Source organism: Variovorax glacialis (assembly GCF_051216375.1).
Classification (GTDB): domain Bacteria; phylum Pseudomonadota; class Gammaproteobacteria; order Burkholderiales; family Burkholderiaceae_C; genus Variovorax.
Genome location: NZ_JBPJZT010000020.1, coordinates 60,750 through 85,284 on the forward strand (window position 1 = coordinate 60,750; position 24,535 = coordinate 85,284).

Consider the following 24,535-nt stretch of genomic DNA (forward strand, 5'->3'; position numbering starts at 1 on the left):
GAAGCGCGCGTGACTCGACCGGGACATTCCCCCATTGCCCATGAAATGTCCCTGCGGCCAAATGGCGGCCCGTCGATTTCGACCCGTCTCCGGAGCCAGCTCATGTTTCGTCGTTCCCTCTTGTGCGCCGCCCTTCTCGGCATCGCTGCCACGGCCGTGCACGCCCAAAGCTTTCCCAGCCGGCCCATCAAGCTCGTGATCGCGTTCCCTGCCGGCGGCCCCACCGACATCACGATGCGGCAGCTCGCCGACAACGCATCGAAGATCCTCGGCCAGCCGATCGTGGTCGACAACAAGCCCGGTGCCGGCGGCACCTTGCCCGCGCAGGCGCTGCAGACTGCCCCGCCCGACGGCTACACCATCGCGCAGATCCCGCTCGGTGTGTTCCGCCTGCCGTACACCACCAAGATCAACTGGGACCCGGTCAAGGACATCAGCTACGTCATCAACGTCACCGGCTACGCCTTCGGTATCGCAGTGCCCGCCGACAGCCCCTTCAAGACCTGGAACGATTTCGTCGCGTATGCCAAGGCCAATCCGGGCAAGCTCACCTACGGATCGACCGGCAACCTGACCAGCCCGCACCTGACGACCGAACTCATCGCGCAGCAACTGGGCATCCAGTTGCAGCACGTTCCGTACAAGGGCAGCGCCGATCTCTCGCAGGCCGTGCTGGGCAACCACCTGATGGCGATCGCCGACTCGACCGGCTTCGCGCCGCTGGTGGAGTCGGGCAAGCTGCGCGTGCTGAACACCTGGGGCGACAAGCGCCTCGCCAAGTTCCCGGACGCGCCGACGCTGAAGGAACTGGGCATCGACATCGTGCAGAACTCGCCCTTCGGCATTGGCGCGCCCAAGGGCACGTCGCCGGAGGTCGTGAAGAAGCTGCACGACGCGTTCAAGCAGGCGATGGAAGAGCCGAGCTACGTCGCCGCGCTGGGCCGCTATGACATGCTGCCGATCTACATGAGTTCGAGCGACTACGCGAAGTTTGCGCAGACGACCTTCACGCGCGAGAAGGCGCTGATCGAGAAGCTGGGGCTGGGCAAGCCGCAGTGAGCGAAGGCGGCTATTGCTCCGGCAAGCCCGCCGCACGCAAGCCGGCGCACATCCTGTCGCGGCTGGCCTTGTAGCTGTCCGCGCCGGCGGGATGGTTCGTGACATACCTGGCGATCGTGTTGTGCGCCATCAGCCTGCGATGCTCCGCCATGTTCTTCTCAGCCTCTTCCTTGCGGCCGTGCAGCGCGTCGATCGAGGCCAGCATGGCATAGGAGAGTCCGTAGGTCGGTCTTTCCGCGAGCGATCGGCGCGCCAAGGCATAAGCCCTCTGGTCATCGCCCAAGGCAAATGCCGCTTCCGATGCAACGTAGAAGGCCGCCGCCATGATCCGCTGGTCCCGGTAGCCTATTCGCATGGCGCTGTCTATCTCGGGCTGCATGTCCGCTGCCCGGCCGACGAGAAGCAGATTGTCCGCATACCTGAGATGTGCATTCGCGTTGGCCGGTGAGCGCAGCACCGACTTTTCGAACACGGGAAGCGCGAGGTCGGGTTGGCCGCGAAAGAGGAGGGCATCACCCCAGATGATGAGGGCCACCGAATCATTGGGCGCGACCGCAATCGCCCGGGCCGCGACGCGCTCCGACTCGGCCGCGTCCTGGGGCAGTGGCTCGCCGGAGTTGCCGAAGCGCTCGGACATCAGGGCGGCGCCCAGACCAGTCAGCGCGATGACGGAATCAGGATCGGCGCGCAGGGCTTCCTCGAAACGCTTCCGTCCTCTGCGAACGTCTTCAATGGACTGGCGATGGTTGATGTCATCCCATCCCGATATCGCCAGGTCCGCCGGGTCGAATCGGTAGCCTGGTGCGCTCACTCTGGCCTTGTGAATCTCGGTCAGCCGATGGCGGAGACTGCTGACGACCCTGAGGGCGACGTCGAGGTTGAGTCCTGGATCGTTGGCATCGGTGTACTCGAAATGCTCCGACCACACGATGTTTCCCTGGGGGATGGTCTTGAGCTGGGTATCGACGGAGACGTGGTCCCTGTGCGTCGCGATGCGTCCGCTCATCGCATACCGCCCGCCCTTGGCTTCGGCCGACCGAACGACGCTCGCACCGGGCAGCTCCGAGAGCCGGGCGGCAATCTCATCCTCCAGCCCGTCGCGAACGTTCGCCGGCGCCGGCGTGGCGCCGATGTCCGAGAAAGGCATCATGACAACGGCGTTGCGCCTGGCGACCTCTTCGTCGATGCGGAATGGCGTTGAAACGAACTCGCGATAGGCCGCGAGGCCGCCAGCGACAAGGAGGACAAGCGCGACGCTGGCGGCCACGAGGCGCCGCATGCCATGACGCGCGGACAACGCTGGCGGTGCCGCAGGCGGCGCCTCTGCGGCCCGCCAGGAATCACTGGATCCATCGGCCATGACGGGACGAACGTCCGCCTCGAACATGTAGCCGCGCCGCGGCAAGGTGGTGATCAATTTCGCGCCAGGGGCACCCAGTCGGCTGCGCAGTTCGCTCACGCACTGGACGAGCGAGTCGTCCGTGACCACCACGCCGGCCCACAGACTTTCCATGAGCTCGGCCTTGCTGATGAGTCGCTGTGGGTTCGCAAGGAAATAGCGGAGCAGTGCGCTCGGCTTGGGACTCAGCGCGATCAGCGCGCCCTCGCGCCGCAATTGGTCGCGCTCGAAATCAAACTCGAAGTCGAGGAATCGAACCACCGCCGAGACACTGGCACGAGATCGAGTGAACGCAGGCGGAGCTCGCAGATGGATCGTCGATTGCTCGTCGTTCATGGACCCGCCTTCCCGGACCACGCAACCGGCATGTCGCGTGGCGTTCCTCCAATGGCATTTTGTGCCGCTTTGGGGCCGGGTGGAAGCCCGGTGGATCCCAGTCGTTGCCGACGGTGGGACGTCGAGTGATTGATCGGCGAAGGCTCGTCGACCCCTCGGCTTGCGCACGTGGCGAATCGCCAGATGACACGTACCTTGTCTTCTTCGTCAACCTTGCAAATAGCCGCCCTCGTGTTTTTCCGATGCACCCTCCTCGTGCTCGCGTTGCTTGCGGGCGCCCTTCCCGTACCGCTCTGCGCGGTGGCGGAGGAGCGCGTCCTCCGCGACAAGTCCGACGTCGAGTTTGCCGTCGTCGACGCCGAACGCCGCGTACCCGGGGAAGCTTCCGAGAGCGGCGGGTCGGCACTCTACAGCCCGTTCTCCGCGGGCGCATCTGTCAAGCATGTGCGTCCTGCTGCCGCTTCCAATCCGCCGAGAGACCGCGATTCCGGCTTGGGGATGACCGTGGCCGCGACCATGGCGTGCGTCGGCGCATTGGCCTGGTTGCTCCGGCGCATCTGATGCAGCGAAGCTTTCCCGAACAATTGCCGATGGTTCGACGAGGTCCCGTTTCCTGCTGCTGCCGGTGCCTACATTGAAGTCCCGCGAAAGCGGTTGTACTCCGCGGGCTTGCGAAATGACGAAGTCCGTGGCCCGCGTCTCATCATTTGAGGGGATTCATCATGGACGGAAACTCGATTTGGCGGCGTTCGCTCGGCAGCTATCTTGTCGTGCTCGGCTTGGGCGTCCTGGGGTCGGCAGCAACCGGCGAGGCCGTGGCTGCGTGCAGCATGTACACCGGCCCCACTGGAATGCCACCAAGTTGGGGGCCGGCCGCGGCGGCGGCCGCGACGATTCAAGCAGCGAATGCCGCGAAGCCATCGGCCAATTCCAATGACAAGGGCGGCGACAGGTTTGGCCCCGGCATCGTCGGAATGTGGAAACTCACCTTCGTCTCCGACGGCACTGCCTACCCGGCCACCATTCCGCCCGGCGTGGTTCTCGACTTCGGGACTTCGCAATGGCACAGCGATGGCACCGAATTCCTGATCTCAGGCAGTCGTCCGCCAAGTTCCGGCGACGTTTGCATGGGCGTTTGGGAGCAGACCGGAAACGCAACCTACAAGCTCAAGCATGTCGCTCTCGCTTACGTCAGCAGCGACACGCCGCCACCGCTGGGACCTGTTTCGCCCGCCGCATTCGTGGGGCCCGCCATCATGCATCAGACGATCACGCTGAGCCGATCACACAACAGCTTCGAGGGCAGATTCACGATCGACCAATATGCGCCGGACGAGACCACATTGCTGCAGCACATCGGCGGCACATTGACCGGCACGCGTTTCACGGTGGATTGAACCGCAAGCCCCTAGAGGGGGCCTGTGGCTTGACCCCTTCTACTTCTGCCGCGCGGCGACGGCTTGCTCGGCCTTGGTGACCAGCTCGTTGCCGACCGTCGGCTTCCACTTGGCATAGACCGGCCGCGTGGCCTTCACGAAGGCATCGCGCTCCGCCGGCGTCAGTTGCGTGACGGTCACGCCCATGCCGGCGATGTCCTTGAGCACGGGCTTGTCGGCGCCGAGCAGGCCCTTGCGTGCCAGGGCGATGTTCTGCTTGCCGGCGTCGATCGCGGCCTGGCGGACGATGGCTTGGTCGGCCGGCGTCCAGGAGGCCCAGACTTCCTTGTTGACCACGAACACGAGCGGGTCGCACACGTAGCCCCAGGTGGTCACGAATTTCTGGCCGACGGTGTGCATCTTGAGCACGGTGAAGAGGAAGAGCGGGTTCTCCTGGCCGTCGACGGCGCCGCTGGCGAGTGCGGGCTGTGCATCGGCCCAGCTCATCTGGGTGGGGTTGGCGCCGAGCGCGCTGAACATGTCGGAGAAGATGGGCGAGCCGACGACGCGGATCTTCATGCCCTTGAGGTCTTCGGGTGACTTGATGGGCTTCTTGGAGTTGGTGATTTCGCGGAAACCGTTCTCGCCCCAGGCCAGCGGGACAACGCCTGATTTGTCGAGGGTGGCGAAGATTTCCTTGCCCACTTCGCCTTGCGTCAATGCGTCGACGGCGGCGTAGTCGGGCATGAGGAAGGGCATCGAGAAGAGGTTGAGTTGCTTGACCTGCGGGGACCAGTTGATGGTGGAGCCGACCGCCATGTCGATGACGCCCTGGCGCAATGCGCTGAACTCGCGGGTCTGGTCACCCTGGATCAACGACACGCCGGGGTACAGCTTGATGTTGATGCGGCCCTGGGTGCGTTCCTTGACCATGTCGGCCCAGATCCGGCCGGCTTCGCCCCATGGCGTGGGTGGGCCCAGGACCAGGGACATCTTGTATTCGGGCTTGTAGGTCTGCGCGGGGGCTGCGACCGAGAACGTGCTGAGGGTGGCTGCTACGGCCAGGAGGCCGAGCAGGGTTCGACGGAAATTCATGGGTCAGTCTCCTTGGGGTGGTCGTTGAAAGGCTTTTGTTTGCTGGATAGGCCGCCCGGTATGCGGTGCGGGCCGTGCAACCCCGCTGCGCCGGTCCTTCGGACTGCCCTGCAGTGCTCGCTTCAGGCGGGGTCCGCGCAAACTCGCTTCGCTCAGACACGCGCGGCCCTTTTTCCGCCTGAAGCTGCGCGCTTCGGCGGCGCAGAGGGGTTGCACGGCCCGCACCGCATACCGGGCTCCATTGGCGTGCGAAGGGTGTGGGTGTCTCGGACGTGGCGAGCCTGCGCAATACAACGACTCCGGAGGCGGACAGTACAACCCCAACATATCAGCGATGGCGGGCGGTGTGCCCTGTGCCGGCCGTTGAGGCACCGCCGAGCAGCGCAGCGGTGCGCGGAAAAAGGGCCGCGCGTGTTTGAGCCGCAGGCGAGTTTGCGCGGACCCCGCGTACCGTGAGCAGCGCAGGGCAGCCGCGAAGCGGCCGGTGACGTCGGCCGGCACAGGGCACACCGCCCGCCATCGCCCACCGCACACGTCTCGCATCTTCAGTAGCCCAGTTTGCGAGGCAACCAGAGCGCAAGCTCCGGCCAAATAATCACCGCGACCATCACAAGGAACATCGCGAACAGCATCCAGCCCACCCACCGCACGGTCTCTTCCATGCGCACGTTGGCGATGCGGCAAGACACCATCAGGTTCACGGCCAGCGGCGGCGTGAACTGGCCGAGCGCGACCTTGAGCGTCAGGATCACGCCGAACCACACCGGATCCCACTTGTAGTACTGCACGATCGGCCACAGCAGCGGCACGAAGATCAGGAAGATCGACACCCCGTCGAGGAACATGCCGACCGTGATCAGCAGCAGGATCAGCAGCGACAGCACGCCGTACTCGCCCAAACCCGAATTCACGATCGCGCGCGTGACCGGATCGATCACGCCCAGCGTCGACAGCGAATACGCGAAGATCCCCGCGAGAGACACCACCAGCAGGATCACCGCCGACAGTTCGCCCGATTCGCGCAGGATCACGAACAGGTCCCGCACCTTGATCGTGCGATGGATCGCCATGCCCACGAAGAGACCGTAGAACACCGCCACCACCGCGGCTTCGGTCGGCGTGAAGAGCCCGGCGCGCATGCCGCCGAGGATCAGCACCGGCGCCGCGAGGCCCCAGGTCGCTTCACGAAAGCTCTTCCAGAAGGGCGGGCGCGGCAGGCTCGATTCGAGCGCGCCCATCTTGTGCTTGCGCGCCAGCCACACCGCCGGGACGATCAGCGCGACGCCGGCCAGGATGCCGGGGATCATGCCCGCGGCGAACAGCGCCGGCACCGAGGCACCGGGCACCAGCACCGAATAGACGATGAAGGCCACGGACGGCGGAATCAGGATGTCCGTCGCTGCCGCCGCGCCGACCACGCTCGCGGAGTACGCCAGCGGATAGCCCGCGCGCGACATCGCCGTGATCATCACCGCGCCGACCGCCGCAGCATTGGCCGGCCCCGAGCCCGAGATGCCGCCGAGGAACATCGCCACCACGATCGCCACCAGCGGCAACATGCCGGGGCCGCGGCCGACGATGGCGATCGCGAAATTGACCAGCCGCAGCGCCACGCCCGAGCGGTCGAAGATCGAGCCGACCAGCACGAACATCGGGATCGCGAGCAAGGGGTACTTGCCGAGACCGGCGTAGAAGTTCTGCGGCACGGCCAGCAGGCCGAACCACTGCGCGTCGCCGTTGGCGAGCGCGATGCACGCCGCACCCGCAAGGCCGAGCGCAGCGCCGATCGGCACGCCGACCAGCATCATCAGCAGGAAGGCGACGAAGAGGAGCGTGGGAATCACTGGTCCGTGCCCCCGTAGTTCGTCTTGCGGCCACGGCGGACGAACAGGCCCACGGCCCGCAGCGCGATCGCGAAGGAGACGACCGGCAGCCAGATCGAATACCACCACTGCGGGACGCCGATGCCGGGCGAGGTCTCCTCGAAACGGTAGTCGTCCCACACCACGCGCACACTGAGTGCGCCGATCAGCAGGAACAGCACCGCCACCGTCAGCGCGCCGAACTGCGCGAGCCGCTTGCGACGCGCCATCGTGCCGCTTTCGGCGAAGTACTCGATGCGGATGTGCCGGTCCCGCGCGACGGCGGCGGAGCCCGCCACCAGCGCCAGAAGGATCATGAGGAAGACAGAGAACTCCTCGGTCCAGGCGAAGGAGGAGTCGGTGAAATAGCGCACCAGCACGTTGGCGAAGGTGATGCAGGCCAGCAGGCCCATGATGATCACGGTCGCCCAGTCCTCGATGGCAAGGGGCACGCGCGTCGGCTCGTCGGCGGCTTCGATTTCAGGGGGGAGGGGGCTGGCGGCGTCCAGCACGGGGCCGGACTCGGGGGGAGTGGTCATCGGGGGAAGCAGGAAGGTGTAGCCATCGTCGTGTCACCGGGCGGACGCCGGGACGCGATCCGTACACCTCGACAGGGAAACAGTGATGGATCGTAACGATGGATGACCTTTCAACCATCGGGGGTTTCCTTAGCTACCGGGCCCGCTCCGAGGCCCCCGAGCCCGACCGCAACGTTACTTCAGCGTCACCTGGATCTTGAAGGGCAGGCGGCTCAGCCTCTGCTGCAACTCGCTCCGGAGTTCCTGCGACGCGGCGCCCACCGCGGCTGCATCGACGACGACCGCCAAGGCGTTCTCGCCATCGGCCGGGACCTCGGGGCGTGCCGCGGCGTCGATGCCCAGAGCGCCGCAGGCTTCGTCGACCATCGCCGTGGCCACCTTGCGTGCAGCCAGCGAGCGCAGCTCGGGCTTGTAGATCTTGCCGACGTTCGTCATCGGCATCGACTCGATGACGATCACGGACTTGGGCTTGGCCGGCGCCTCGTCGACGCGTCCGGCGGCAAAGGCCAGCAACTCTTCCTCGCTCGCCGAAGCGCCGGGCACGAGGGTCGCGAAGATCACCGGCAGTTCGCCCGCATAGGCGTCGGGCGCGCCGACCGCGGCGCAAAGCTGCACTGCCGGGTGCGCGCTCAGCGCGTCCTCGATCACCTTCGGATCGATGTTGTGGCCGCTGCGGATGATCAGGTCCTTCGAGCGGCCACTGAGGTTCAGCCGCCCTTCATCGTCCATCCAGCCAAGGTCGCCGGTGGCGAGCCAGCCGTCCGCCGTGAAGGCCTTGGCGTTGTCGGCCGGATCGACGAAGCCAGAGAAAAGGTTCGGTGCCTTGAACAGGACCATGCCCTGTTCGCCCGCCGGCATGTCGCGGTCGCTGGCATTGCCGTGCTCGTCGAGCGCGACGATGCGCAGCTGCGTGTGGGGGAGCGGAAAGCCGACGCAGCCCGCAGGCCCGATCACGCCCGGCGGCGTGATGGTCGAGATACCGGCCGTCTCCGTCATGCCCAGGCTCTCGTGCACGTGCAGGCCGAAGAGGCGTTCGAAGCGCGCCGCGAGTTCCGGCGAGAGCACGGACGCGCCCGTGCGGCAATAGCGGATCGACGAGATGTCCGCGCCGTTCAGCGGAACGTTTGCCAGTGCGGCAAGGACGGTCGGGACGGCTGACAGCGTGGTTGGCCGGTATTTCTCGACCAGGCGCCAGTAGTTGGCGAGCACCTCCTTGTTGCGAAGGAGGGAGGGCGTCGGAATGATCACCTCCACGCCTGCCGACAGCGATGCCAGCGATGCCGGCAACACGCCCGCCACATGGAACAGCGGATAGCCGTTGATGGAGATGTCGTTCGGCCCCTGACCCACGACAACGACGCTGGCCCAGGCGGTGAACACCTGCGCGCCGTGGCTGTGGCGTGCGAGCTTGGGCGCGCCCGTGGTGCCGCCGGTGTGAAAGTAGGCGGCGATGTCGCCGGACTGGATGTCGCGCCCGCTCACCAGGCGGTCGGCGGGCTCGCGTTCGCGCACGGCCTTGAAGTCGGCCACGCCCTCGGGCAATGCGCCCGCGCTGCCGGGCGCTTCGTCGTGTGGCGCCACGCGCAGCACCGTCGTCAACGTGGGCACCTGGCTGCGAATGCGCATGGCCTTCGACCACATGCCGGATTCGGCGTCGGAGCCATAGGCGATCAGGACCTTGGCGCGGGCCGCCGTCACCAGCGAGACAAGCTTCTCGTCGGTCAGCAACGGATTGAGCGGCTGGACGATGCCTGCCGCTTCGCCTCCCCACAGCGCAAGGTGCGCCTCCAGGCAACCCGGCAGCAGCACGGCCACCGCGTCGTCGGGCCGGACCCCGAGTGAGTGCAGCGCGTTCGCCGTCTGGTGGATACCGGCCAGCAGTTCGGCATAGGACCACCGGATCGGTTCGTCCGCCGGATTGCCCGTGCGCAGGAAGGTCAGCGCGGTCTTGCCGCCGAAGGCTGCGCCGGAATTCCGGAAGATCTCGTAAGTGCTTCGGACCTTCAGCGCCTCGTGCAACGGCCTTTCTTCGAGCCGGCGGATGTCCGCGACGCTTCGGACGGGGAACGACGCGCTGAAGGGCGCTGCGATGCGGGGTTCGCTGGTGGGCATGGGCACTGTCTCCTGCTGCGGTCTTGTCTCGATCATGCGCCAGACCGTCCGCCGGCCCCTGTCACGGCGCCCTGCATCAGTGGCGCTCTCGCCCCAGCGCGATGTAGCGCTGGAGGTGATGGTCCTCGTCGCCGAGCTGGTGGTCGATCATCACCAGCCGCTTGGCGTAGTGGGCCAGGGGCAGTTCCCATGTCATGCCGATGCCGCCGTGCATCTGGATGCTTTCCTCGGCCACCAGCGTCCCGATGCGGCCGATGCTGACCTTGGCCGCCGACAGCGCGCGTTCGCGCGTCACGCGATCGGCATCGATGGCCGCGGCGGCGTTGATCACCGCTGAGCGCGCCTGCTCGATCTCCAGCAGCAGGTCCGCCATGCGATGTTGCAGCGCCTGGAAGCTGCCGATGAGCGTGCCGAACTGCTTGCGCGTGCGGAGGTACTCCAGCGTGGCCGCCTTGGCGGCTTCCATCGCGCCGAGCGCTTCGGCGCACAGGGCCAGCACGCCGCGGCCGGTCGCGCGTTCCAGCGTGGCGTAGCCCTGGCCTTCCGCACCCAGCAGCGCGGCGGCGCCGAGCTTGACGTTGTCGAAAGCGAGTTCGGCCACGCGGCCGCCGTCGATCGCAGGGCAGCCGCGCACCGTCAGGCCCTGCGTCTTCGCCGGTACCAGGAACAGCGAGATGCCGGCTTCGTCGTCCACCGCGCCCGATGTGCGCGCGGACACCACGAACAGGTTCGCCTGCTCGCCTTGCTGCACGACCGCCTTCGCGCCCTTCAGCACCCAGCCGTCGCCGCTGCGTTCGGCGCGCGTCTGCACGCGGCTGAGTTCGTAGTGGGTCTCAGGCTCGTCATGCGCCAGCGCGGCGATCGTCGTGCCGCCGACGATCTCGGCGAGCACGCCCTTCTGCGGGTCGCTGCCCGCGACGGAAATCGCCTCGCCGGCCATCACCGCGCCCAGCAGCGGCTCGACCACCAGGCCACGGCCCAGCGCCTCGAAGACCACGGCGACATCGAAGCCGCCTCCGCCGAAGCCGCCATCGGCTTCGGTGAACAGTGCGCCGATCACGCCCAGTTCGGCGAACTGCCGCCATATCTCGGCACTGAATCCCTGCGGCGACTTCGCAATGCGGTCGCGCGTCTCGAAGGCGTACTGCTCCGCGATGAAGCGGTTCAGGCTGTCGGCGAGCATGCGCCGGTCTTCGGTGTGTTCGAAATTCATTTCAGTCTCCAGCGCACTTGGCGCGATCAATTCGAGGAATACCGCGGAACCCGCTTTGCCGGGCCGCCGGTATTGCCCCCTGCAAGGGGGTTGGCGGCCGCACGAAGTGGGCAAGCCTGGGGGTGTGCCATCTACAGTCCAAGAATCATCTTGGAGATGATGTTTTTCTGGATTTCATTCGAGCCGCCGAAGATCGACAGCTTGCGGTTGTTGAAGTAGCGGGCCGCAACCGGTGCCGCGTAGGCCGGGCCGAATGGTCGGCCGTCAAACCCTTCCTTCAGCGCCTCGACCACGAACGGTCGCGCATACGGACCCAATGCCCGACGGGCCAGCGACGAGATCTCCTGGCGGATCTCGGTGCCGCGGATCTTGAGCATCGAACTCTCCGCGCCGGGCACGCCGCCACCGGCCACCGCCGCGATCACGCGCAGGTTGGTGGTCTTCATGTTCTCCAGGTCGATCTCGACTTTCGCCATGCGCGCCGCAAAGGCCGGGTCTTCCGACAACGGACGCCCGTTCTTGGTCTGCTTCGCGGCAATCGCCTTGAGTTGCTCCATCGCGGCCACCGAGAAGCCGACGCCCGCGATGTTGGTGCGCTCGTAGGTCAGCAGGTACTTGGCGCAGGTCCAGCCCTTGTCTTCCTCGCCGACGAGGTTCCCGGCCGGCACGCGCACGTCGCTGAAGAACACCTCGTTGACTTCATGCTCACCGTCGAGCGTGATGATCGGTCGCACTTCCACGCCGGGCGAGGTCATGTCGATCAGCAGGAAGCTGATGCCTTCCTGCTTCTTCGCCTCGCGATTGGTGCGCACGAGGCAGAAGATCATGTTCGCGTGCTGGCCGAGCGTGGTCCACGTCTTCTGGCCGTTGACGATGTAGTGGTCGCCCTGTGCATCGATGCCGCGCACGGCCGAGGTCTTGACCGAAGCCAGGTCCGAACCGGCGCCGGGTTCCGAGTAGCCCTGGCACCACCAGTCGGAGCCGTCGAGGATGCGCGGCAGCCAGTGGCGCTTCTGCGCTTCGCTGCCGTACTTGATGAGCACCGGGCCGAGCATGTTCACGCCGAAGGGCACGATGCGCGGCGCATGCGCCAGCGCGCATTCGTTCTCGAAGATGAACTTCTCGACCGCGGTCCAGCCCGGGCCGCCGTACTCCTCGGGCCAGTGGTTGGCCAGCCAGCCGCGCGCGTTGAGGATGGCGTGCCATTCCTCCAGGTCGGCCTTGCTCAGATGCTGGCCCGTCGCGACCTTGTCGGACAGGCGCTTCGGCAGCTTGGCCGCCAGGAAGCCGCGCACCTCGCTGCGGAAGGCTTCTTCTTCAGGGGTGAAGTTCAAGTCCATGTGATGCCTCTCAATTCATGGTCAGGGGTTCAGATCCGGGTCTTTGCGTGAAACACCGTGGAACCGGCTCCGCCGGGCCGCCGGTGTTGCCCCCTGAAAGGGGGTGGAGAGCGACACGAAGTGCGCGAGCCTGGGGGTCAGTAGATCTCGAAGAGGCCGGCAGCGCCCATGCCGCCCGCGATGCACATCGTGACGACGGCGTACTTCGCGCCGCGTCGCTTGCCTTCGATCAGCACGTGGCCGGCGAGTCGCGCGCCTGTCATGCCGAACGGATGGCCGATGGAGATCGCGCCGCCGTCGACGTTGAGCCGCTCGGCCGGGATGCCGAGCTTGTCCTGGCAGTAGATGGACTGCGAGGCAAAGGCTTCATTGAGTTCCCAGAGATCGATGTCGTCGACCTTCAGGCCGTGGCGCGCCAGCAGTTTCGGCACCGCGAACACCGGGCCGATGCCCATCTCGTCGGGCTCGCAGCCGGCGACGGCGAGGCCGCGGAAGGCACCCATCGGCTGGAGGTTGGCGCGTTCGGCTTCCTTGGCATCCATCAGCACGCAGGCCGAGGCGCCGTCGGAAAGCTGCGACGAGTTGCCCGCGGTGATGAACTTGTCCGCGCCCATCACGGGTTGCAACTTGGCGAGTGCTTCGTAGGTGGTGCCGCGGCGGTTGCAGGTGTCGTGGTCGACCGTCACCTCGCGCTGCGTGACTTCCTTCGTTTCCTTGTTCGTCTCGGCCATCGTGGTCGTGCAGGCCACGATCTCGTCCTTGTAGCGGCCGGCGATCTGCGCTTCCTCGGTCTTGCGTTGGCTCTCGGCGGAGAAGCGGTCTTGCGCCTCGCGGCTGATGCCGTAGCGCTGCGCCACGATGTCGGCAGTCTCGATCATCGCCATGTAGAGCGCGGGCTTGTGCTCGACGATCCACGGGTCCATGCCGCTGTCGCCGCTGTCGGTGGCGCTGCGGGTGCGGATCTGCGAGATGCTTTCCACGCCGCCCGCGATCATGGCCGGTGCGCCTTCGACGATGATGCGGCCCGCCGCCATCGCGATCGCCTGCAGGCCCGAGGCGCAGAAGCGGTTGACCGTGGTGCCGGCGATCGAGATCGGCAGGCCGGCGCGGATGATGCTCTGGCGTGCGATGTTGCGGCCGGTGGTGCCTTCGGGATAGCCGCAGCCGAGGATGGCGTCCTCGATCAGCGCGGGATCGATGCCCGAGCGCTCGACCGCGGCCTTGACGGCGAAGGCCGCCAGCGTCGCGCCGGGCGTGATGTTGAATTCACCGCGGTGGGCCTTGGTGAGCGGCGTGCGGGCGGTTGAGACGATGACGGCTTCGCGCATGGTGATCTCCTTATTCGGACTGGTTGAGACTTGCGAAATCGGCGCCGCGTTCGACCAACTCGACCAGCAGCGGCGAGGGCTTCCAGAACAGCGGGTCCTGCTTCGCGAACTCACGGATGTCGGCCAGCACCTTGGCAAGGCCCACCGTGTCGGCGTACTTCATCGGGCCGCCGCGATGGCGCGGGAAGCCGTAGCCGTAGAGGAAGGTCACGTCCACGTCGAGCGGACGCAGCGCGATGCGCTGGTGCACGACGTTGGCGCCCTCGTTGATCATCGCGGCCATGTAGCGGCGCATGATCTCGTCGTCGGTGAAGCTGCGCGGCGTGATGCCGGCGCGCTCGCGCTCGGCGTCGATGATGGCCAGCACTTCGGGGTCCTCGCTGCCGGTGCGTGCGCCTTCCGGATAGAGGTAGTACCCGCGCTGCGTCTTCTGGCCGAACCAGCCGCGCTCGCAGATGCGGTCCGCGATCTGCACGTAGCGCGCCTTCGAATCGCGCGTGGCGGCCTTGCGCTTGCGCGTGGCCCAGCCGATGTCGCCGCCCGCGAGGTCGGACACCTGGAACGGACCCATGGGGTAGCCGAAGTCGCGCACCGCCTTGTCGATCTGGTAGGGCGATGCGCCGTCTTCCATCATGTGGTCGGCGGCCTGGCGGTAGACGGCCAGGATGCGGTTGCCGATGAAGCCGTCGCACACGCCGGCGCGCACCGGCACCTTCTTCAGCTTCTTCGCGAGTTCGAAGCCGGTGGCGACCACGTCGGCGCTGACCTTGGCCGGCACCACGATCTCCAGCAGCTTCATGATGTTGGCCGGCGAGAAGAAGTGCAGCCCGACGACGTCGGCCGGGCGCGAGATGCTGGCGGCGATCTCGTCGATGTCGAGGTAGGAGGTGTTGGTGGCCAGCACCGCGCCGGGCTTGCAGACGCGATCGAGTTCGGCGAAGACGGCTTTCTTGACGCCCATTTCCTCGAACACGGCCTCGACGACGATGTCCACCTTGGCCAGTGCGTCGTAGGACGTCGACCCCGAGAAGCGCGCCATCACGGCGGCCTTGGCCTCGGCCGTCATGCGGCCCTTCTGGACGAGGCCGTCGTAGACCTTCTCGACATGGGCGCGACCGCGCGCAAGGCTGGGTTCGTCGCGCTCGATCATGATCACCGGCATGCCGGCGTCGAGCATCGCCACCGCGATGCCCGCGCCCATGGTGCCGCCGCCGACGATGCCGGCCGAGTCCAGCGGCCGGGGCTTCGCCACCTTGGTCTCCGGCGCTTTCAGCACTTCGCGTTCGGCGAAGAAGGCGTGGATCAGGCCCGCGCGCTGCGGGCTGTCGATGCATTGGAGGAACAGCTTGCGTTCGAGCGCCATGCCTTCGTCGAAGGGCTGCGTGAGCGCGGCTTCGACGGATTCGATGATCTTCATCGGCGAGAACAGGCCGCGGCTCTTCTTGGCGGTGTCGTTGCGGGCCGCTTCGAGTGCGGCGCGGCTCGCTTCGACGTCGGCGAGCCCCTGCGCATCGCGCGAGCGGCGCACCGGTGCCTTGGCGGCGACGAGTTCCCGTGCATAGGCGAGGCCGGGGGCCAGCGCATCGGTGCCTTCGGCGAGACGGTCGATCAGGCCCAGCGAGAGCGCTTCCTTAGCGCCCGCGTGGCGGCCGCTCAGCATGAGTTCGAGGGCGGCTTTCACGCCGATCAAACGCGGCGCGCGCTGCGTGCCGCCGGAGCCGGGGAGCAGGCCAAGCTGCACTTCAGGCAAGCCCAGCTTGGCCGAAGGCACGGCCAGCCGGTAGTGCGCCGACAGCGCGATCTCCAGACCGCCGCCCAGCGCGGCGCCGTGAATCGCGGCCACCACGGGCTTCGTGCAGTTCTCGATCCGGCCGCAGACCTCCGGCAGGGAGGGCGGCTGCGGCGTCTTGCCGAATTCGCGGATGTCCGCGCCTGCGATGAAGTTGCGCCCTGCGCCCACGATCAGCACCGCGGCCACGCCGCTGTCGGCTTCCGCCGCATCGATCGCGCCGACAAGGCCGCGGCGGACATCGACGCCCAGTGCATTGACGGGTGGGTTGTCGATGGTGACGACCAGCACGTCGGCATCGCGCTGGAACCCGACGAGATCGGGCGTGGAAGAAGCGGGGGTGGCAGTGGCCATCTGTGTGTCTCCGGATGACGGAACCGGACGGTTCCTGGGGCGGCGGTACCGCATTCTTGACCCGGCCCGCCGCTTTGACAATTGCATTCCCCGTTGACAGACTGTCAAAGGATTTTTGACAGAATCGGTGCCATGGACCTCCAATCGCTGACCCTGCTCGTCGAAATCCTCGACGCCGGCAACCTGAGCGAAGCCGCGCGCCGACTCAAGATGAGCCGCGCCAACGTGAGCTATCACCTGAACCAACTCGAACGCTCCGTTGGCGCGCAACTCGTGCGGCGCACCACCCGGCGTGCCGAGCCCACCGAGATCGGCCTGCGGCTCTATCAGCACGGCGTGGCGATCCAGGGCGAACTGCTGGCCGCACGGGAATCGGTCACCACGCTCGGCGAGAGCCTGCAGGGGCGCGTGCGGCTCAGCGTGCCCAGCGGCTACGGGCAGCTGGTCATGTCCGAGTGGCTCATCGACTTCAAGCGGCAGTACCCGGGCATCGTGCTCGACGTGCTGTTCGAGAACCGCATCGAAGACCTGCTGCGCGACGAGGTGGACATCGCGATCCGCGTGATCCCGGAGCCGCCGCAGAACCTCGTGGCGCGCGAGCTCGGTCCGGTGCGCTACGTGGCCTGCGCCTCGGCGGCCTACGCGCAGGCGCACGCACTGCCGAGGCAACTCGACGAACTGCAGGGCGCGCCGGTGGTGACTGCCGCGGTGATCGGCCGCCAGTTGCGCATCTCCGCCTACCAAGGCGAGGAACGGCGCGAGGTGGTCCTGGAGCCGACGCTGATCTCCGAGAACTTCCTCTTCCTCCGGCAGGCCATCCTCGCCGGACTGGGCATCGGGCTCGTGCCCGACTATGTCGTGAACGACGACGTGCGCCGCGGCGACGTCGTGACCACGCTCGACGACTGGCGGCTCAGCATCTTCGGCACGCAGATGTACATGCTCTACATGCCGAACCGCCAGCACACCCGCGCGACGCGGACGTTCATCGACTTCATCCTGGAGCGGGCGAGAGGCGCCCCCGCCGGCGCCGCCCAGCCCGCGTAGCGCCCATGGCGCGGGCGGCGGAAGTGCGGCAGCATCGGGGCACGGAAGCTTCGATGACCACGACCTGTGCCGGCTGCGGCGCCGATGTGCTGCCCACGTCCTCCTTCTGCCAGCGCTGCGGGCGTCGGCTGGCCTGTTCCTGTGCGGCGTGCGGCTTCGAATGCGATTTCGATTTCGCGTTCTGCCCGCGCTGCGGCACGGCGCGCGCGGCGGCCGCCAGCACGTCGCCGCCCCCACCACCGCCGCCCGCACCCAGCGAAGCCAGCCACGAAGCCGATCGACGCCAGGTCACCGTGGTGTTCGCCGACCTGACCGGCTTCACCTCCTTGGCCGAAGGGCTCGACCCCGAAACGCTGCGCACCTTCCAGAACGCGCTGTTTGCCACCATGGCGCAGGCGATCTCGCGCTATGACGGCTTCGTGGAGAAGTTCGTCGGCGACGCGGTGATGGCGGTGTTCGGCGCGCCGCGCGCGCACGAGGACGACCCGCTGCGCGCCGTGGAAGCGGCGCAGGACATGATGCGCGGCGTCGGGCAACTGAGTGCGCAATGGATGGCGCGCCTCGGCCGGCCGGTGACCTTGCACATCGGCGTCCATACCGGCGCGGTGGTCGCCGGCAGCCTGGGCAGCGGCACCGGCGGCGCCTATGCGGTCACCGGCGACACGGTCAACACCGCTTCGCGACTGCTCACGGCCGCCGAGCCGGGCAGGGTGCTGGTGTCGGAAGCCACATACGCGATGGTGCGCCACCGCTTCGAATTCGAAGCGCCCTCCGAACTGGCGCTGCGCGGCAAGGCCGAGCCCATGCGGGTGCATTGCCTGATCGGCGTGCGCTCCGAACTGGCTTCCGCGCGCGGGCTCGCCGACCTGGGCCTCGCGGCGCCGCTGGTCGGGCGCGGCGACTCGGTCGAGCGTCTGCTGACTGCGTTCGACCGCATGCAGGCAGGGGCGGCGCAAGTCGTCAGCGTCGTCGGCGAGGCCGGGGCCGGCAAGTCCCGGTTGCTCGCCGAGTTCTTCTCACGCCTTGAAATGGACGAACGCCTGGCGGCGACGGGCGTCCGCCGCGCCAACTGTTCATCGCTCGGCGAGCCCACCTACGGCACGTTCGGCGCGCTGTTTCGCGATGCCTATCACGTGGATGCGGACGAACCGCTGGAGTCGGCCCGACGCAAGTTGCAGGAGGGCCTGACGGCCCTCGGCGCGAATGCCGACGAGGCCGACGCTGTGGCGAAGGTGCTGAACTACCTGCTCGGCATCCAGGACACCCGGCCGCGCGACATCGAGCCCGAGCAGCTCCAGCGGCAGATCACGCTGGCGGCGCGCGCGCTGATCGAGCGCCGGCTGTCGCAACAGCCGGTGATGATCGTGGTCGACGACCTGCATTGGGCCGATGCTGCGTCCGTGGACCTGCTCGGCGAGGTCATCGACCAGCTCGCGGACCGGGCCTTGATGGTGCTGGTCTTCCAGCGTCCGGGCTCGCGCTCGCTGCGCACCGAGCGGGCCGAGGCCTCCGTGATCGAGCTGGGTCCGCTCCCGGCGCAGGAGGCGCGCTCGCTCGTGCGTCACCTGCTGGACGCGTCCGTGGACGACGACCTGACGCCCGTGCTCGATTTCGTGGCGGCGCGCGCCGGCGGCAACCCGTTGTTCGTCGAGGAGATCGTTCGTTCGCTGGCAGGGCGCGGCCTGCTGGTGCGAAAAGCCGGACGCTGGGTCTGCGAGGACCCGTGCGACAGCGTGGATGTGCCGCCGACGCTGTACGGCCTGCTGCTGTCGCGCATCGATGGCCTGGGCGCGGACGACCGGCGTGTGTTGCAAGAGGCGGCGGTGTGGGGCACGGGGTTCGAGAGCGCGCTGCTGGCGCGCATCGCGAGCGAGCCGCGCTCCGTCGAAGCCGCGCTGCGACGGCTCGCGGCGGCCGATCTCGTTCGGGCCGACGGGCAAGGCTGGTGCTTCACCCATGCGCTGCTGCACGAAGTGGCCTACCAGAACCTGCTGCTTTCGCGGCGTACCGAACTGCACCAGCGGGCCGGCCTGGCGCTGGAGGCCGTGCTCGGCGTCGACGCGCAGGCGCCCATCGACGACGAGGCGCACAGCACGCTGCGGCTGGCCGAACTGGAGGCGCTGGCGCACCACTGGAGCCTGTCTCCGGACAAGGCGCGCGGGGCGCGCTATCTCGTGGCGGCCGGTGACTGGGCGCGAGCGGTCTATGCCAACGACGACGCCATTCGCCACTACGAGCGCGCGCTGCGCACGCTGACCGAATCGACGGCCGACACGGTGGCCGCGAAGGCCGAGGTCGAGACGGCGGAACTCGACGCGCGCGAGCGACTCGCCGACCTCTTCGGGCTGCAGGGGCGACGCGCCGATGCGCTCGCGCAGTACGGGATCGTGCAGGGCGCGGACGAAAGGCGGGACGATCCGGTTCGCACCGCGCGCGTGCTCCGCAAGACGGGCGGCCTGCACTGGGAGGCCGGCGAGCGCGAACGCGCAAGCGCCTGCTTCACCGCAGGTCTCGACCGCCTCGGCGAACAGGGCGACCGGATCGAACGCGCGCACCTGTTCCAGGAGATGGGCCGGTTGGCTTTCCGGGCCGGCGACAACGACACCGCTTTGACGCTGGCTCAGCGTGCGCTGGCGGAGGTGCCCGCCGATCCCACGGGCCGCGAGCGGGAGGCCAGCGTCGTGCGCGCCGAAGCCTGCAACACGCTCGGCGTGGCGCTGGCACGGCTGGGCCGGCCGGCCGAGGCGGTGGAGCATGTCGAGAACAGCGTCGCCCAGGCCGAGGCGAACAACATGCTGCAGGCGGCCTGCCGCGGCTACACCAATCTCGGCGTGCTGTACGCACAGCTCGACCCGCAGCGCAGCATCGAGACCTGCCTGCGCGGCCTGGAAACCGCCCGGAAGGTGGGCGATCTCGGCTTCCAGTCGCGGCTCTACGCGAACCTTGCGGTGGCCTATTGCGCGCTGACGAATCGCTGCGAAGCGGAGGGGATCGAGGCCGCGCGCGCCGCGGCCAGCCTGGACCGCCGGCTCGGATTGCTCGACCACCTGGCGGTGCCGCTGATCGTGCTGGGCCAGATCTACCAGTGCCACGGCGACCAGGCGCGCGCCTTCGCGTCGTACAAGGAAGCGCTGGCGCTGGCCGAGCAGATCGACGAGCCTCAACTGCTCTTTCCCTGCTACGATGGTTTGGCTACGCTGTACCTCGATGCCGGGCGCCCCGCACAGGCGGAAACCTACCTCGCCATGGCACAGGCGGTATGCGAGCGCGCCGGCCTCGAGCCCGACGCCCTGATGGTGCTTCCGTTCCTCTGCTGAACCTGCCCGAAGGAGCCTCGACATGGCATACGTGATGAATCAACCCGTGGCGCCGGGCGACCCGGCCCCTGATTTCGCGCTCCCGGCGGTCGCCGGTACCGAGACGGTTTCCCTCGCCGACTACCGTGGACGCAGCCCGGTGTTCCTGGCGCTGATGGTCGGCCTGTGGTGCCCGTTCTGTCGACGGCAGCTCGTCCAGCTCGGCGCCCTCGAACAGAAGCTGAAGGCGATCGGCGTCGAAACCCTGGCCGTCGTGGCGACCGAACCCGAAAACGCACGGCTGTACTTCAAGTTCAGGCCGACGAAGCTGCGCCTGGCGTCCGACCCCGAACTGTCGACCCACCGCGCCTTCGGTGTCCCAAAGCCGGAGCCGACGCCCGAGATGCTGCAGCAGCTGGACGAGGTGCGCGTCAACCCCTTCGGCGACCTGCCCGAGCCGCTGCCGGTCTCCCAGGCCGCGAAGGTGATTGGCGAGCTCGACGGCTACGTCTGCACGCCGACCGACATGGGCGACGTCGACAAGCAATGGCCGCAACTCAAGGCGCAGTACATGATCGACCGCGACGGCATCGTGCGCTGGGCGGAAATCGAATGCGCGAACGAAGGCCTGCCCGGCATCGGCAAGCTCCCGTCGGAGGAAGTGATCCTGGGTGCGGCGCGCGCCTGCGCCGCCTGAGCCGCAGGTTCGGGGCCGTTCTCCGCCTGGCGCCGGCGCACGATGGGAGAATCCGGCCCCATGACAAGCCCCGCCGACACTCTCACCCTCACCCGCCCCGATGACTGGCACCTGCACGTGCGGGACGGCGCCGCGCTCCAGGCCGTCGTGCCGCACTCGGCGCGCCAGTTCGGCCGCGCGCTGATCATGCCCAACCTGCGTCCTCCCGTGACCACCGCGCAGCAGGCCATCGACTACCGCGCCCGCATCCTCGAGGCCGTGCCGCCCGGCGTCCGCTTCGACCCCGTGATGTCGCTCTACCTCACGGACAAGCTCGCGCCCGAGGAAATCGAACGGGCCGCCGCGGCCGGCGTTCGCGCGCTCAAGCTCTACCCGGCCGGCGCGACCACCAACAGCGATGCCGGCGTGACCGACATCCGCAAGGCCTACGCGACGCTCGAAGCGATGCAGAAGCACGGCCTGCTGCTGCTCATCCACGGCGAGGTCACCGATCCGGCGATCGACCTGTTCGATCGCGAGGCCGTGTTCATCGACCGCGTGATGATTCCGCTGCGGCGCGACTTCCCCGAGCTCAAGGTGGTGTTCGAGCACCTCACGACGAAGGAGGGCGCGCAGTACGTGCGCGAAGCCAGCCGCTTCACCGCGGCCACCATCACCGCGCACCATCTGCTCTACAACCGCAACGCGATCTTCACCGGCGGCATCCGGCCGCACTACTACTGCCTGCCGGTGCTCAAGCGGGAGACGCATCGCGTGGCGCTGGTCGAAGCGGCCACCAGCGGCAGCGATCGCTTCTTCCTCGGGACCGACAGCGCGCCGCATCCCGCGCATCTCAAGGAACACGCGCTGGGCTGCGCCGGCTGCTACACCGCACTCACCGCGATCGAGCTGTACGCGGAAGCCTTCGACAACGCCGGCGCCCTCGACAAGCTCGAAGGCTTCGCGAGCTTCCATGGGGCCGATTTCTACGGCCTGCCGCGCAACACCGACACCATCACGCTGCGCCGCGAAAGCTGGACCGTGCCCGAGACGGTGCCCTACGGCGATGCCACCCTGAAGCCGCTGCGCGGCGGCGAAAGCGTCGCGTGGAGGCTCGCGTGAACACGCCGCCGCGCGTGATGCTGCTGATCGACGCCGACAACGTCTCCGCGGACGTGATCGAACAGGCCGTGCGGCTGACGATGGCCGAGCACGGTGCGATCCACGTGCGGCGCGCCTACTGCAACGCCGAGACGGCGATGAAGCAGCAGGCGCTGTTCAAGCGGCTGTCGGTGCGGCCGATGGTCAATCTCTCCGCCGGCAAGAACAGCACCGACATCGCGCTTGCCGTCGATGCGATGGACCTCGCCATCGCGGAGCGCCCGGACATCGCGGTGCTGGTGTCCTCGGATTCGGACTTTGCGCCGCTGGTGATCCGGCTGCGCGAGAAGGGCTGCCGCGTCTGTGGCATCGGCCAGCAGGGCAAGACCGGCGACGACACGGTGGCCGTGTACGACAGCTTCATCGACCTGCAGCATCACCAGGCGCCGAAGGAGGCGCCCGCGGCCAAGCGCGCCGTGCGTGCACCGCGGCGCACGAAGGCCGCCGCGGCGCCGAAGGGCGCGCCCGCGCCTGTCTTGCCCGACGACGTGATCCGCATCCTCGATGCGGTCGCCGAGTTGGGCGTGGGCAACAAGGTGGAGCTCAACGTCGCCGCCGAACGGCTGCGCGCCGCGAAGCTGCTGGGCAAGAGCGCGAGTTCGCCGAAGCTGTTCAAGAAGTACCCCGAGCTGTTCCTGCTGACACCGGAGAAGACGCCCAACAAGGTGCAGTACGTCGGCCCGATGCCGTCGTGAATCCTGCCGAGGCGGCGCAGCCCTGGCTCGCGCCTTATGCGCCACGCGCCGAGCGGGTGCTGGAGCGAGTCGCCGGGGGCGTCGGTGCCGGGGAGGCGCTCTCGGCCGAATCGTTTTCCATCGACTTGCCGGCGGGTCCGTTGCGATTCGTGCCCGCGGACAGCGCACCGCCGGGCGAGGCGTACGAGGCGTTCATCTTTCGCACGGCCTGCGTCCCGACGCGGGACAACCTCCACGACCTCTTCAACGGCCTGGTGTGGCTGCATTTCCCGCAGGCCAAGCGTCGCCTCAATGCACTGCAGGCGGCCGAGATCGCGCGTTCGGGCATTGGTGCCACGCGCGGACCGTTGCGCGATGCGCTCACGCTGTTCGACGAGAACGGCGCAGTGCTCGATGCGCCACCTGCGTTGTGGGACGCCCTGCTCGCGCGCGACTGGCAGCGGCTTTTTGTCGACCAGCGTGCGCTATGGCGCGAGGCACGGCTGCTCGTTTTCGGCCATGCGCTGCTCGAAAAGCTGCGCACGCCCCGGAAGCCCGCCACGGCACACGTCCTGATCGCGCCGCACGCGGGTAGGTCGATCGCGGGAACCGACGCCGACATCGCATCCGCCCTGGACCCGGCGCATCTCGCACGCAAGCCCTTCACGCCGCTGCCCGTGCTCGGCGTCCCGGGCTGGTGGGCGCCCAACGAGGCCCCGGATTTCTATGACGACGCCCGGGTTTTCAGGGCGCCGGCGCCCTAAAACCTCGAACGTCCCTGCCGGCGCAGGGAATTGTGGACGCCGCTTGTGCTCCTACTATGATGGCGCTCGTTCACGCGCCGTACGGGCCAGAGAAGCAACGAACAACAGCGGGCCCGATGCGCCAACCCTTGCAACACGGGTGGCAATCCTCATTTTGCAGAGGCGGGCGACCGCCTGTTTCCCCACGGAGATTCCAACTTGAAACGCATCCTTCTGTTTGTCCTGACTAACGTCATGGTGGTGGCGGTGCTCGGCGTCGTCGCGAGCCTGCTCGGCGTCAACCGCTTCCTCACGGCCAACGGTCTCAACCTCACGGCGCTGCTCGGATTCGCGCTCGTCATGGGCTTCGGCGGCGCGATCATCTCGCTGCTCATCAGCAAGCCGATGGCCAAGTGGTCGGCCGGCGTGCGGATCATCAACGACCCGCAATCGCCCGACGAAGCCTGGATCGTCCAGACCGTCAAGAAATTCGCCGACAAGGCCGGCATCGGCATGCCCGAGGTCGGCATCTTCGAAGGCGACCCGAATGCCTTCGCCACCGGTGCGTTCAAGAACTCTTCGCTGGTCGCCGTCTCGACGGGTCTGCTGCAGAACATGACGCGCGAGGAGGTCGAGGCCGTGATCGGCCATGAAGTGGCGCACGTCGCCAATGGCGACATGGTGACGATGACGCTGATCCAGGGCGTCATGAACACCTTCGTCGTGTTCCTGTCGCGCGTGATCGGCTATGCGGTCGACAGCTTCCTGCGCCGCGGCGACGATCGTTCGTCCGGCCCCGGCATCGGCTATTTCGTGACCACCATCGTGCTCGACATCGTGCTCGGCTTCGCCGCCGCCATCGTGGTGGCCTGGTTCTCTCGCCAGCGCGAATTCCGCGCGGATGCCGGCGCGGCGCAGCTCATGGGCCGCAAGCAGCCGATGATGAATGCGCTGGCGCGCCTGGGTGGCCTGACGCCGGGCGAACTGCCGAAGTCGGTCGAGGCGATGGGCATCACCGGCAAGCTCGGCAGCCTGTTTGCAACCCATCCCCCGATCGAAGAACGCATCGCCGCGCTTCAGAACGCGCAGGGCTGATCGGTCGCTCGCAAAGAAGAAAGTCGCCTCCGGGCGGCTTT

At 67.6% G+C, this 24,535-nt stretch carries 19 protein-coding genes; 10 read left to right on the plus strand and 9 right to left on the minus strand.

Annotated elements, in window-relative coordinates; all coding sequences use genetic code 11:
* The first annotated feature begins 102 nt into the window (after window positions 1–102).
* On the plus strand, window positions 103–1,059 hold the full coding sequence (locus tag ACSFBL_RS31305) for a Bug family tripartite tricarboxylate transporter substrate binding protein (RefSeq protein WP_435519713.1): 957 nt from the start codon (window positions 103–105) through the stop codon (window positions 1,057–1,059).
* A gap of 10 nt (window positions 1,060–1,069) precedes the next feature.
* Here the strand turns inward: ACSFBL_RS31305 and ACSFBL_RS31310 are convergent, their stop codons facing one another.
* Window positions 1,070–2,794, minus strand: a complete 1,725-nt coding sequence (locus ACSFBL_RS31310) for a winged helix-turn-helix domain-containing tetratricopeptide repeat protein (RefSeq protein ID WP_435519714.1) — start codon at window positions 2,792–2,794, stop codon at window positions 1,070–1,072.
* Window positions 2,795–2,977: 183 nt separating this feature from the next.
* Between ACSFBL_RS31310 and ACSFBL_RS31315 the strand changes: the two genes are divergently transcribed.
* Both ACSFBL_RS31315 and ACSFBL_RS31320 read left to right on the plus strand, forming a co-directional pair.
* Window positions 2,978–3,355, plus strand: coding sequence for a hypothetical protein (locus ACSFBL_RS31315; RefSeq protein WP_435519715.1), 378 nt, complete (start codon window positions 2,978–2,980; stop codon window positions 3,353–3,355).
* A gap of 161 nt (window positions 3,356–3,516) precedes the next feature.
* A complete protein-coding gene (locus tag ACSFBL_RS31320) occupies window positions 3,517–4,191 on the plus strand; it encodes a hypothetical protein (protein WP_435519716.1) in 675 nt (224 codons plus the stop codon).
* Between the two features lie 39 nt (window positions 4,192–4,230).
* Here the strand turns inward: ACSFBL_RS31320 and ACSFBL_RS31325 are convergent, their stop codons facing one another.
* The 8 genes from ACSFBL_RS31325 to ACSFBL_RS31360 all read right to left on the minus strand — a co-directional run bounded on the left by ACSFBL_RS31325 (window position 4,231) and on the right by ACSFBL_RS31360 (window position 15,802).
* Window positions 4,231–5,265, minus strand: a complete 1,035-nt coding sequence (locus ACSFBL_RS31325) for a DctP family TRAP transporter solute-binding subunit (RefSeq protein WP_435519717.1) — start codon at window positions 5,263–5,265, stop codon at window positions 4,231–4,233.
* A 545-nt stretch (window positions 5,266–5,810) separates the two neighbouring features.
* Window positions 5,811–7,109: a TRAP transporter large permease gene (locus tag ACSFBL_RS31330; RefSeq protein WP_435519718.1), complete on the minus strand. Its 1,299-nt coding sequence runs from the start codon at window positions 7,107–7,109 to the stop codon at window positions 5,811–5,813.
* Complete coding sequence (locus tag ACSFBL_RS31335; RefSeq protein ID WP_435519719.1) at window positions 7,106–7,666, minus strand: TRAP transporter small permease; 561 nt, start codon at window positions 7,664–7,666, stop codon at window positions 7,106–7,108. Before ACSFBL_RS31335 ends, ACSFBL_RS31330 begins: the two co-directional genes overlap by 4 nt.
* Before the next feature lie 174 nt (window positions 7,667–7,840).
* Window positions 7,841–9,778, minus strand: coding sequence for an acyl-CoA synthetase (locus ACSFBL_RS31340; protein WP_435519720.1), 1,938 nt, complete (start codon window positions 9,776–9,778; stop codon window positions 7,841–7,843).
* A gap of 76 nt (window positions 9,779–9,854) precedes the next feature.
* Window positions 9,855–10,991 carry an acyl-CoA dehydrogenase family protein gene (locus ACSFBL_RS31345; protein WP_435519721.1) on the minus strand — a complete coding sequence of 379 codons (1,137 nt, stop codon included), beginning with the start codon at window positions 10,989–10,991 and terminating at the stop codon, window positions 9,855–9,857.
* 131 nt (window positions 10,992–11,122) lie between these two features.
* Window positions 11,123–12,331 carry an acyl-CoA dehydrogenase family protein gene (locus ACSFBL_RS31350; protein ID WP_435519722.1) on the minus strand — a complete coding sequence of 403 codons (1,209 nt, stop codon included), beginning with the start codon at window positions 12,329–12,331 and terminating at the stop codon, window positions 11,123–11,125.
* Between the two features lie 137 nt (window positions 12,332–12,468).
* Window positions 12,469–13,659, minus strand: coding sequence for an acetyl-CoA C-acyltransferase (locus ACSFBL_RS31355; protein WP_435519723.1), 1,191 nt, complete (start codon window positions 13,657–13,659; stop codon window positions 12,469–12,471).
* Between the two features lie 10 nt (window positions 13,660–13,669).
* A complete protein-coding gene (locus ACSFBL_RS31360) occupies window positions 13,670–15,802 on the minus strand; it encodes a 3-hydroxyacyl-CoA dehydrogenase NAD-binding domain-containing protein (protein WP_435519724.1) in 2,133 nt (710 codons plus the stop codon).
* Between the two features lie 132 nt (window positions 15,803–15,934).
* On the opposite strand from ACSFBL_RS31360, the gene ACSFBL_RS31365 reads away from it, so the two are divergent.
* The 7 genes from ACSFBL_RS31365 (at window position 15,935) to htpX (ending at window position 24,494) form a co-directional block, all read left to right on the plus strand.
* Window positions 15,935–16,849 (plus strand): LysR family transcriptional regulator, encoded by a 915-nt coding sequence (locus ACSFBL_RS31365; RefSeq protein ID WP_435519725.1) that lies wholly within the window; start codon window positions 15,935–15,937, stop codon window positions 16,847–16,849.
* Window positions 16,850–16,902: 53 nt separating this feature from the next.
* A complete protein-coding gene (locus ACSFBL_RS31370) occupies window positions 16,903–20,166 on the plus strand; it encodes an adenylate/guanylate cyclase domain-containing protein (protein WP_435519726.1) in 3,264 nt (1,087 codons plus the stop codon).
* Window positions 20,167–20,188: 22 nt separating this feature from the next.
* Window positions 20,189–20,842, plus strand: coding sequence for a redoxin domain-containing protein (locus ACSFBL_RS31375; RefSeq protein WP_435519727.1), 654 nt, complete (start codon window positions 20,189–20,191; stop codon window positions 20,840–20,842).
* Between the two features lie 60 nt (window positions 20,843–20,902).
* Complete coding sequence (pyrC, locus tag ACSFBL_RS31380) at window positions 20,903–21,943, plus strand: dihydroorotase (protein WP_435519728.1); 1,041 nt, start codon at window positions 20,903–20,905, stop codon at window positions 21,941–21,943.
* Window positions 21,940–22,677, plus strand: a complete 738-nt coding sequence (locus ACSFBL_RS31385; protein ID WP_435519729.1) for an NYN domain-containing protein — start codon at window positions 21,940–21,942, stop codon at window positions 22,675–22,677. The genes pyrC and ACSFBL_RS31385 overlap by 4 nt, the downstream gene beginning before the upstream one ends.
* Window positions 22,674–23,420, plus strand: coding sequence for a DUF3025 domain-containing protein (locus ACSFBL_RS31390; protein WP_435519730.1), 747 nt, complete (start codon window positions 22,674–22,676; stop codon window positions 23,418–23,420). The genes ACSFBL_RS31385 and ACSFBL_RS31390 overlap by 4 nt, the downstream gene beginning before the upstream one ends.
* A gap of 198 nt (window positions 23,421–23,618) precedes the next feature.
* Window positions 23,619–24,494 carry a protease HtpX gene (htpX, locus tag ACSFBL_RS31395; protein ID WP_435519731.1) on the plus strand — a complete coding sequence of 292 codons (876 nt, stop codon included), beginning with the start codon at window positions 23,619–23,621 and terminating at the stop codon, window positions 24,492–24,494.
* Window positions 24,495–24,535: the final 41 nt, after the last annotated feature.

What these genes read in the sequence shown, in the direction of transcription:
- pyrC (WP_435519728.1), top strand. Translation starts at nt 20,903, where the DNA reads ATGACAAGCCCCGCCGACACTCTCACCCTCACCCGCCCCGATGACTGG.
- ACSFBL_RS31355 (WP_435519723.1), bottom strand. Translation starts at nt 13,659, where the DNA reads ATGCGCGAAGCCGTCATCGTCTCAACCGCCCGCACGCCGCTCACCAAG.
- ACSFBL_RS31325 (WP_435519717.1), bottom strand. Translation starts at nt 5,265, where the DNA reads ATGAATTTCCGTCGAACCCTGCTCGGCCTCCTGGCCGTAGCAGCCACC.
- ACSFBL_RS31320 (WP_435519716.1), top strand. Translation starts at nt 3,517, where the DNA reads ATGGACGGAAACTCGATTTGGCGGCGTTCGCTCGGCAGCTATCTTGTC.
- ACSFBL_RS31315 (WP_435519715.1), top strand. Translation starts at nt 2,978, where the DNA reads ATGACACGTACCTTGTCTTCTTCGTCAACCTTGCAAATAGCCGCCCTC.
- ACSFBL_RS31310 (WP_435519714.1), bottom strand. Translation starts at nt 2,794, where the DNA reads ATGAACGACGAGCAATCGACGATCCATCTGCGAGCTCCGCCTGCGTTC.
- ACSFBL_RS31340 (WP_435519720.1), bottom strand. Translation starts at nt 9,778, where the DNA reads ATGCCCACCAGCGAACCCCGCATCGCAGCGCCCTTCAGCGCGTCGTTC.
- ACSFBL_RS31305 (WP_435519713.1), top strand. Translation starts at nt 103, where the DNA reads ATGTTTCGTCGTTCCCTCTTGTGCGCCGCCCTTCTCGGCATCGCTGCC.
- ACSFBL_RS31365 (WP_435519725.1), top strand. Translation starts at nt 15,935, where the DNA reads ATGGACCTCCAATCGCTGACCCTGCTCGTCGAAATCCTCGACGCCGGC.
- ACSFBL_RS31350 (WP_435519722.1), bottom strand. Translation starts at nt 12,331, where the DNA reads ATGGACTTGAACTTCACCCCTGAAGAAGAAGCCTTCCGCAGCGAGGTG.
- ACSFBL_RS31375 (WP_435519727.1), top strand. Translation starts at nt 20,189, where the DNA reads ATGGCATACGTGATGAATCAACCCGTGGCGCCGGGCGACCCGGCCCCT.
- ACSFBL_RS31360 (WP_435519724.1), bottom strand. Translation starts at nt 15,802, where the DNA reads ATGGCCACTGCCACCCCCGCTTCTTCCACGCCCGATCTCGTCGGGTTC.
- ACSFBL_RS31370 (WP_435519726.1), top strand. Translation starts at nt 16,903, where the DNA reads ATGACCACGACCTGTGCCGGCTGCGGCGCCGATGTGCTGCCCACGTCC.
- ACSFBL_RS31345 (WP_435519721.1), bottom strand. Translation starts at nt 10,991, where the DNA reads ATGAATTTCGAACACACCGAAGACCGGCGCATGCTCGCCGACAGCCTG.
- ACSFBL_RS31335 (WP_435519719.1), bottom strand. Translation starts at nt 7,666, where the DNA reads ATGACCACTCCCCCCGAGTCCGGCCCCGTGCTGGACGCCGCCAGCCCC.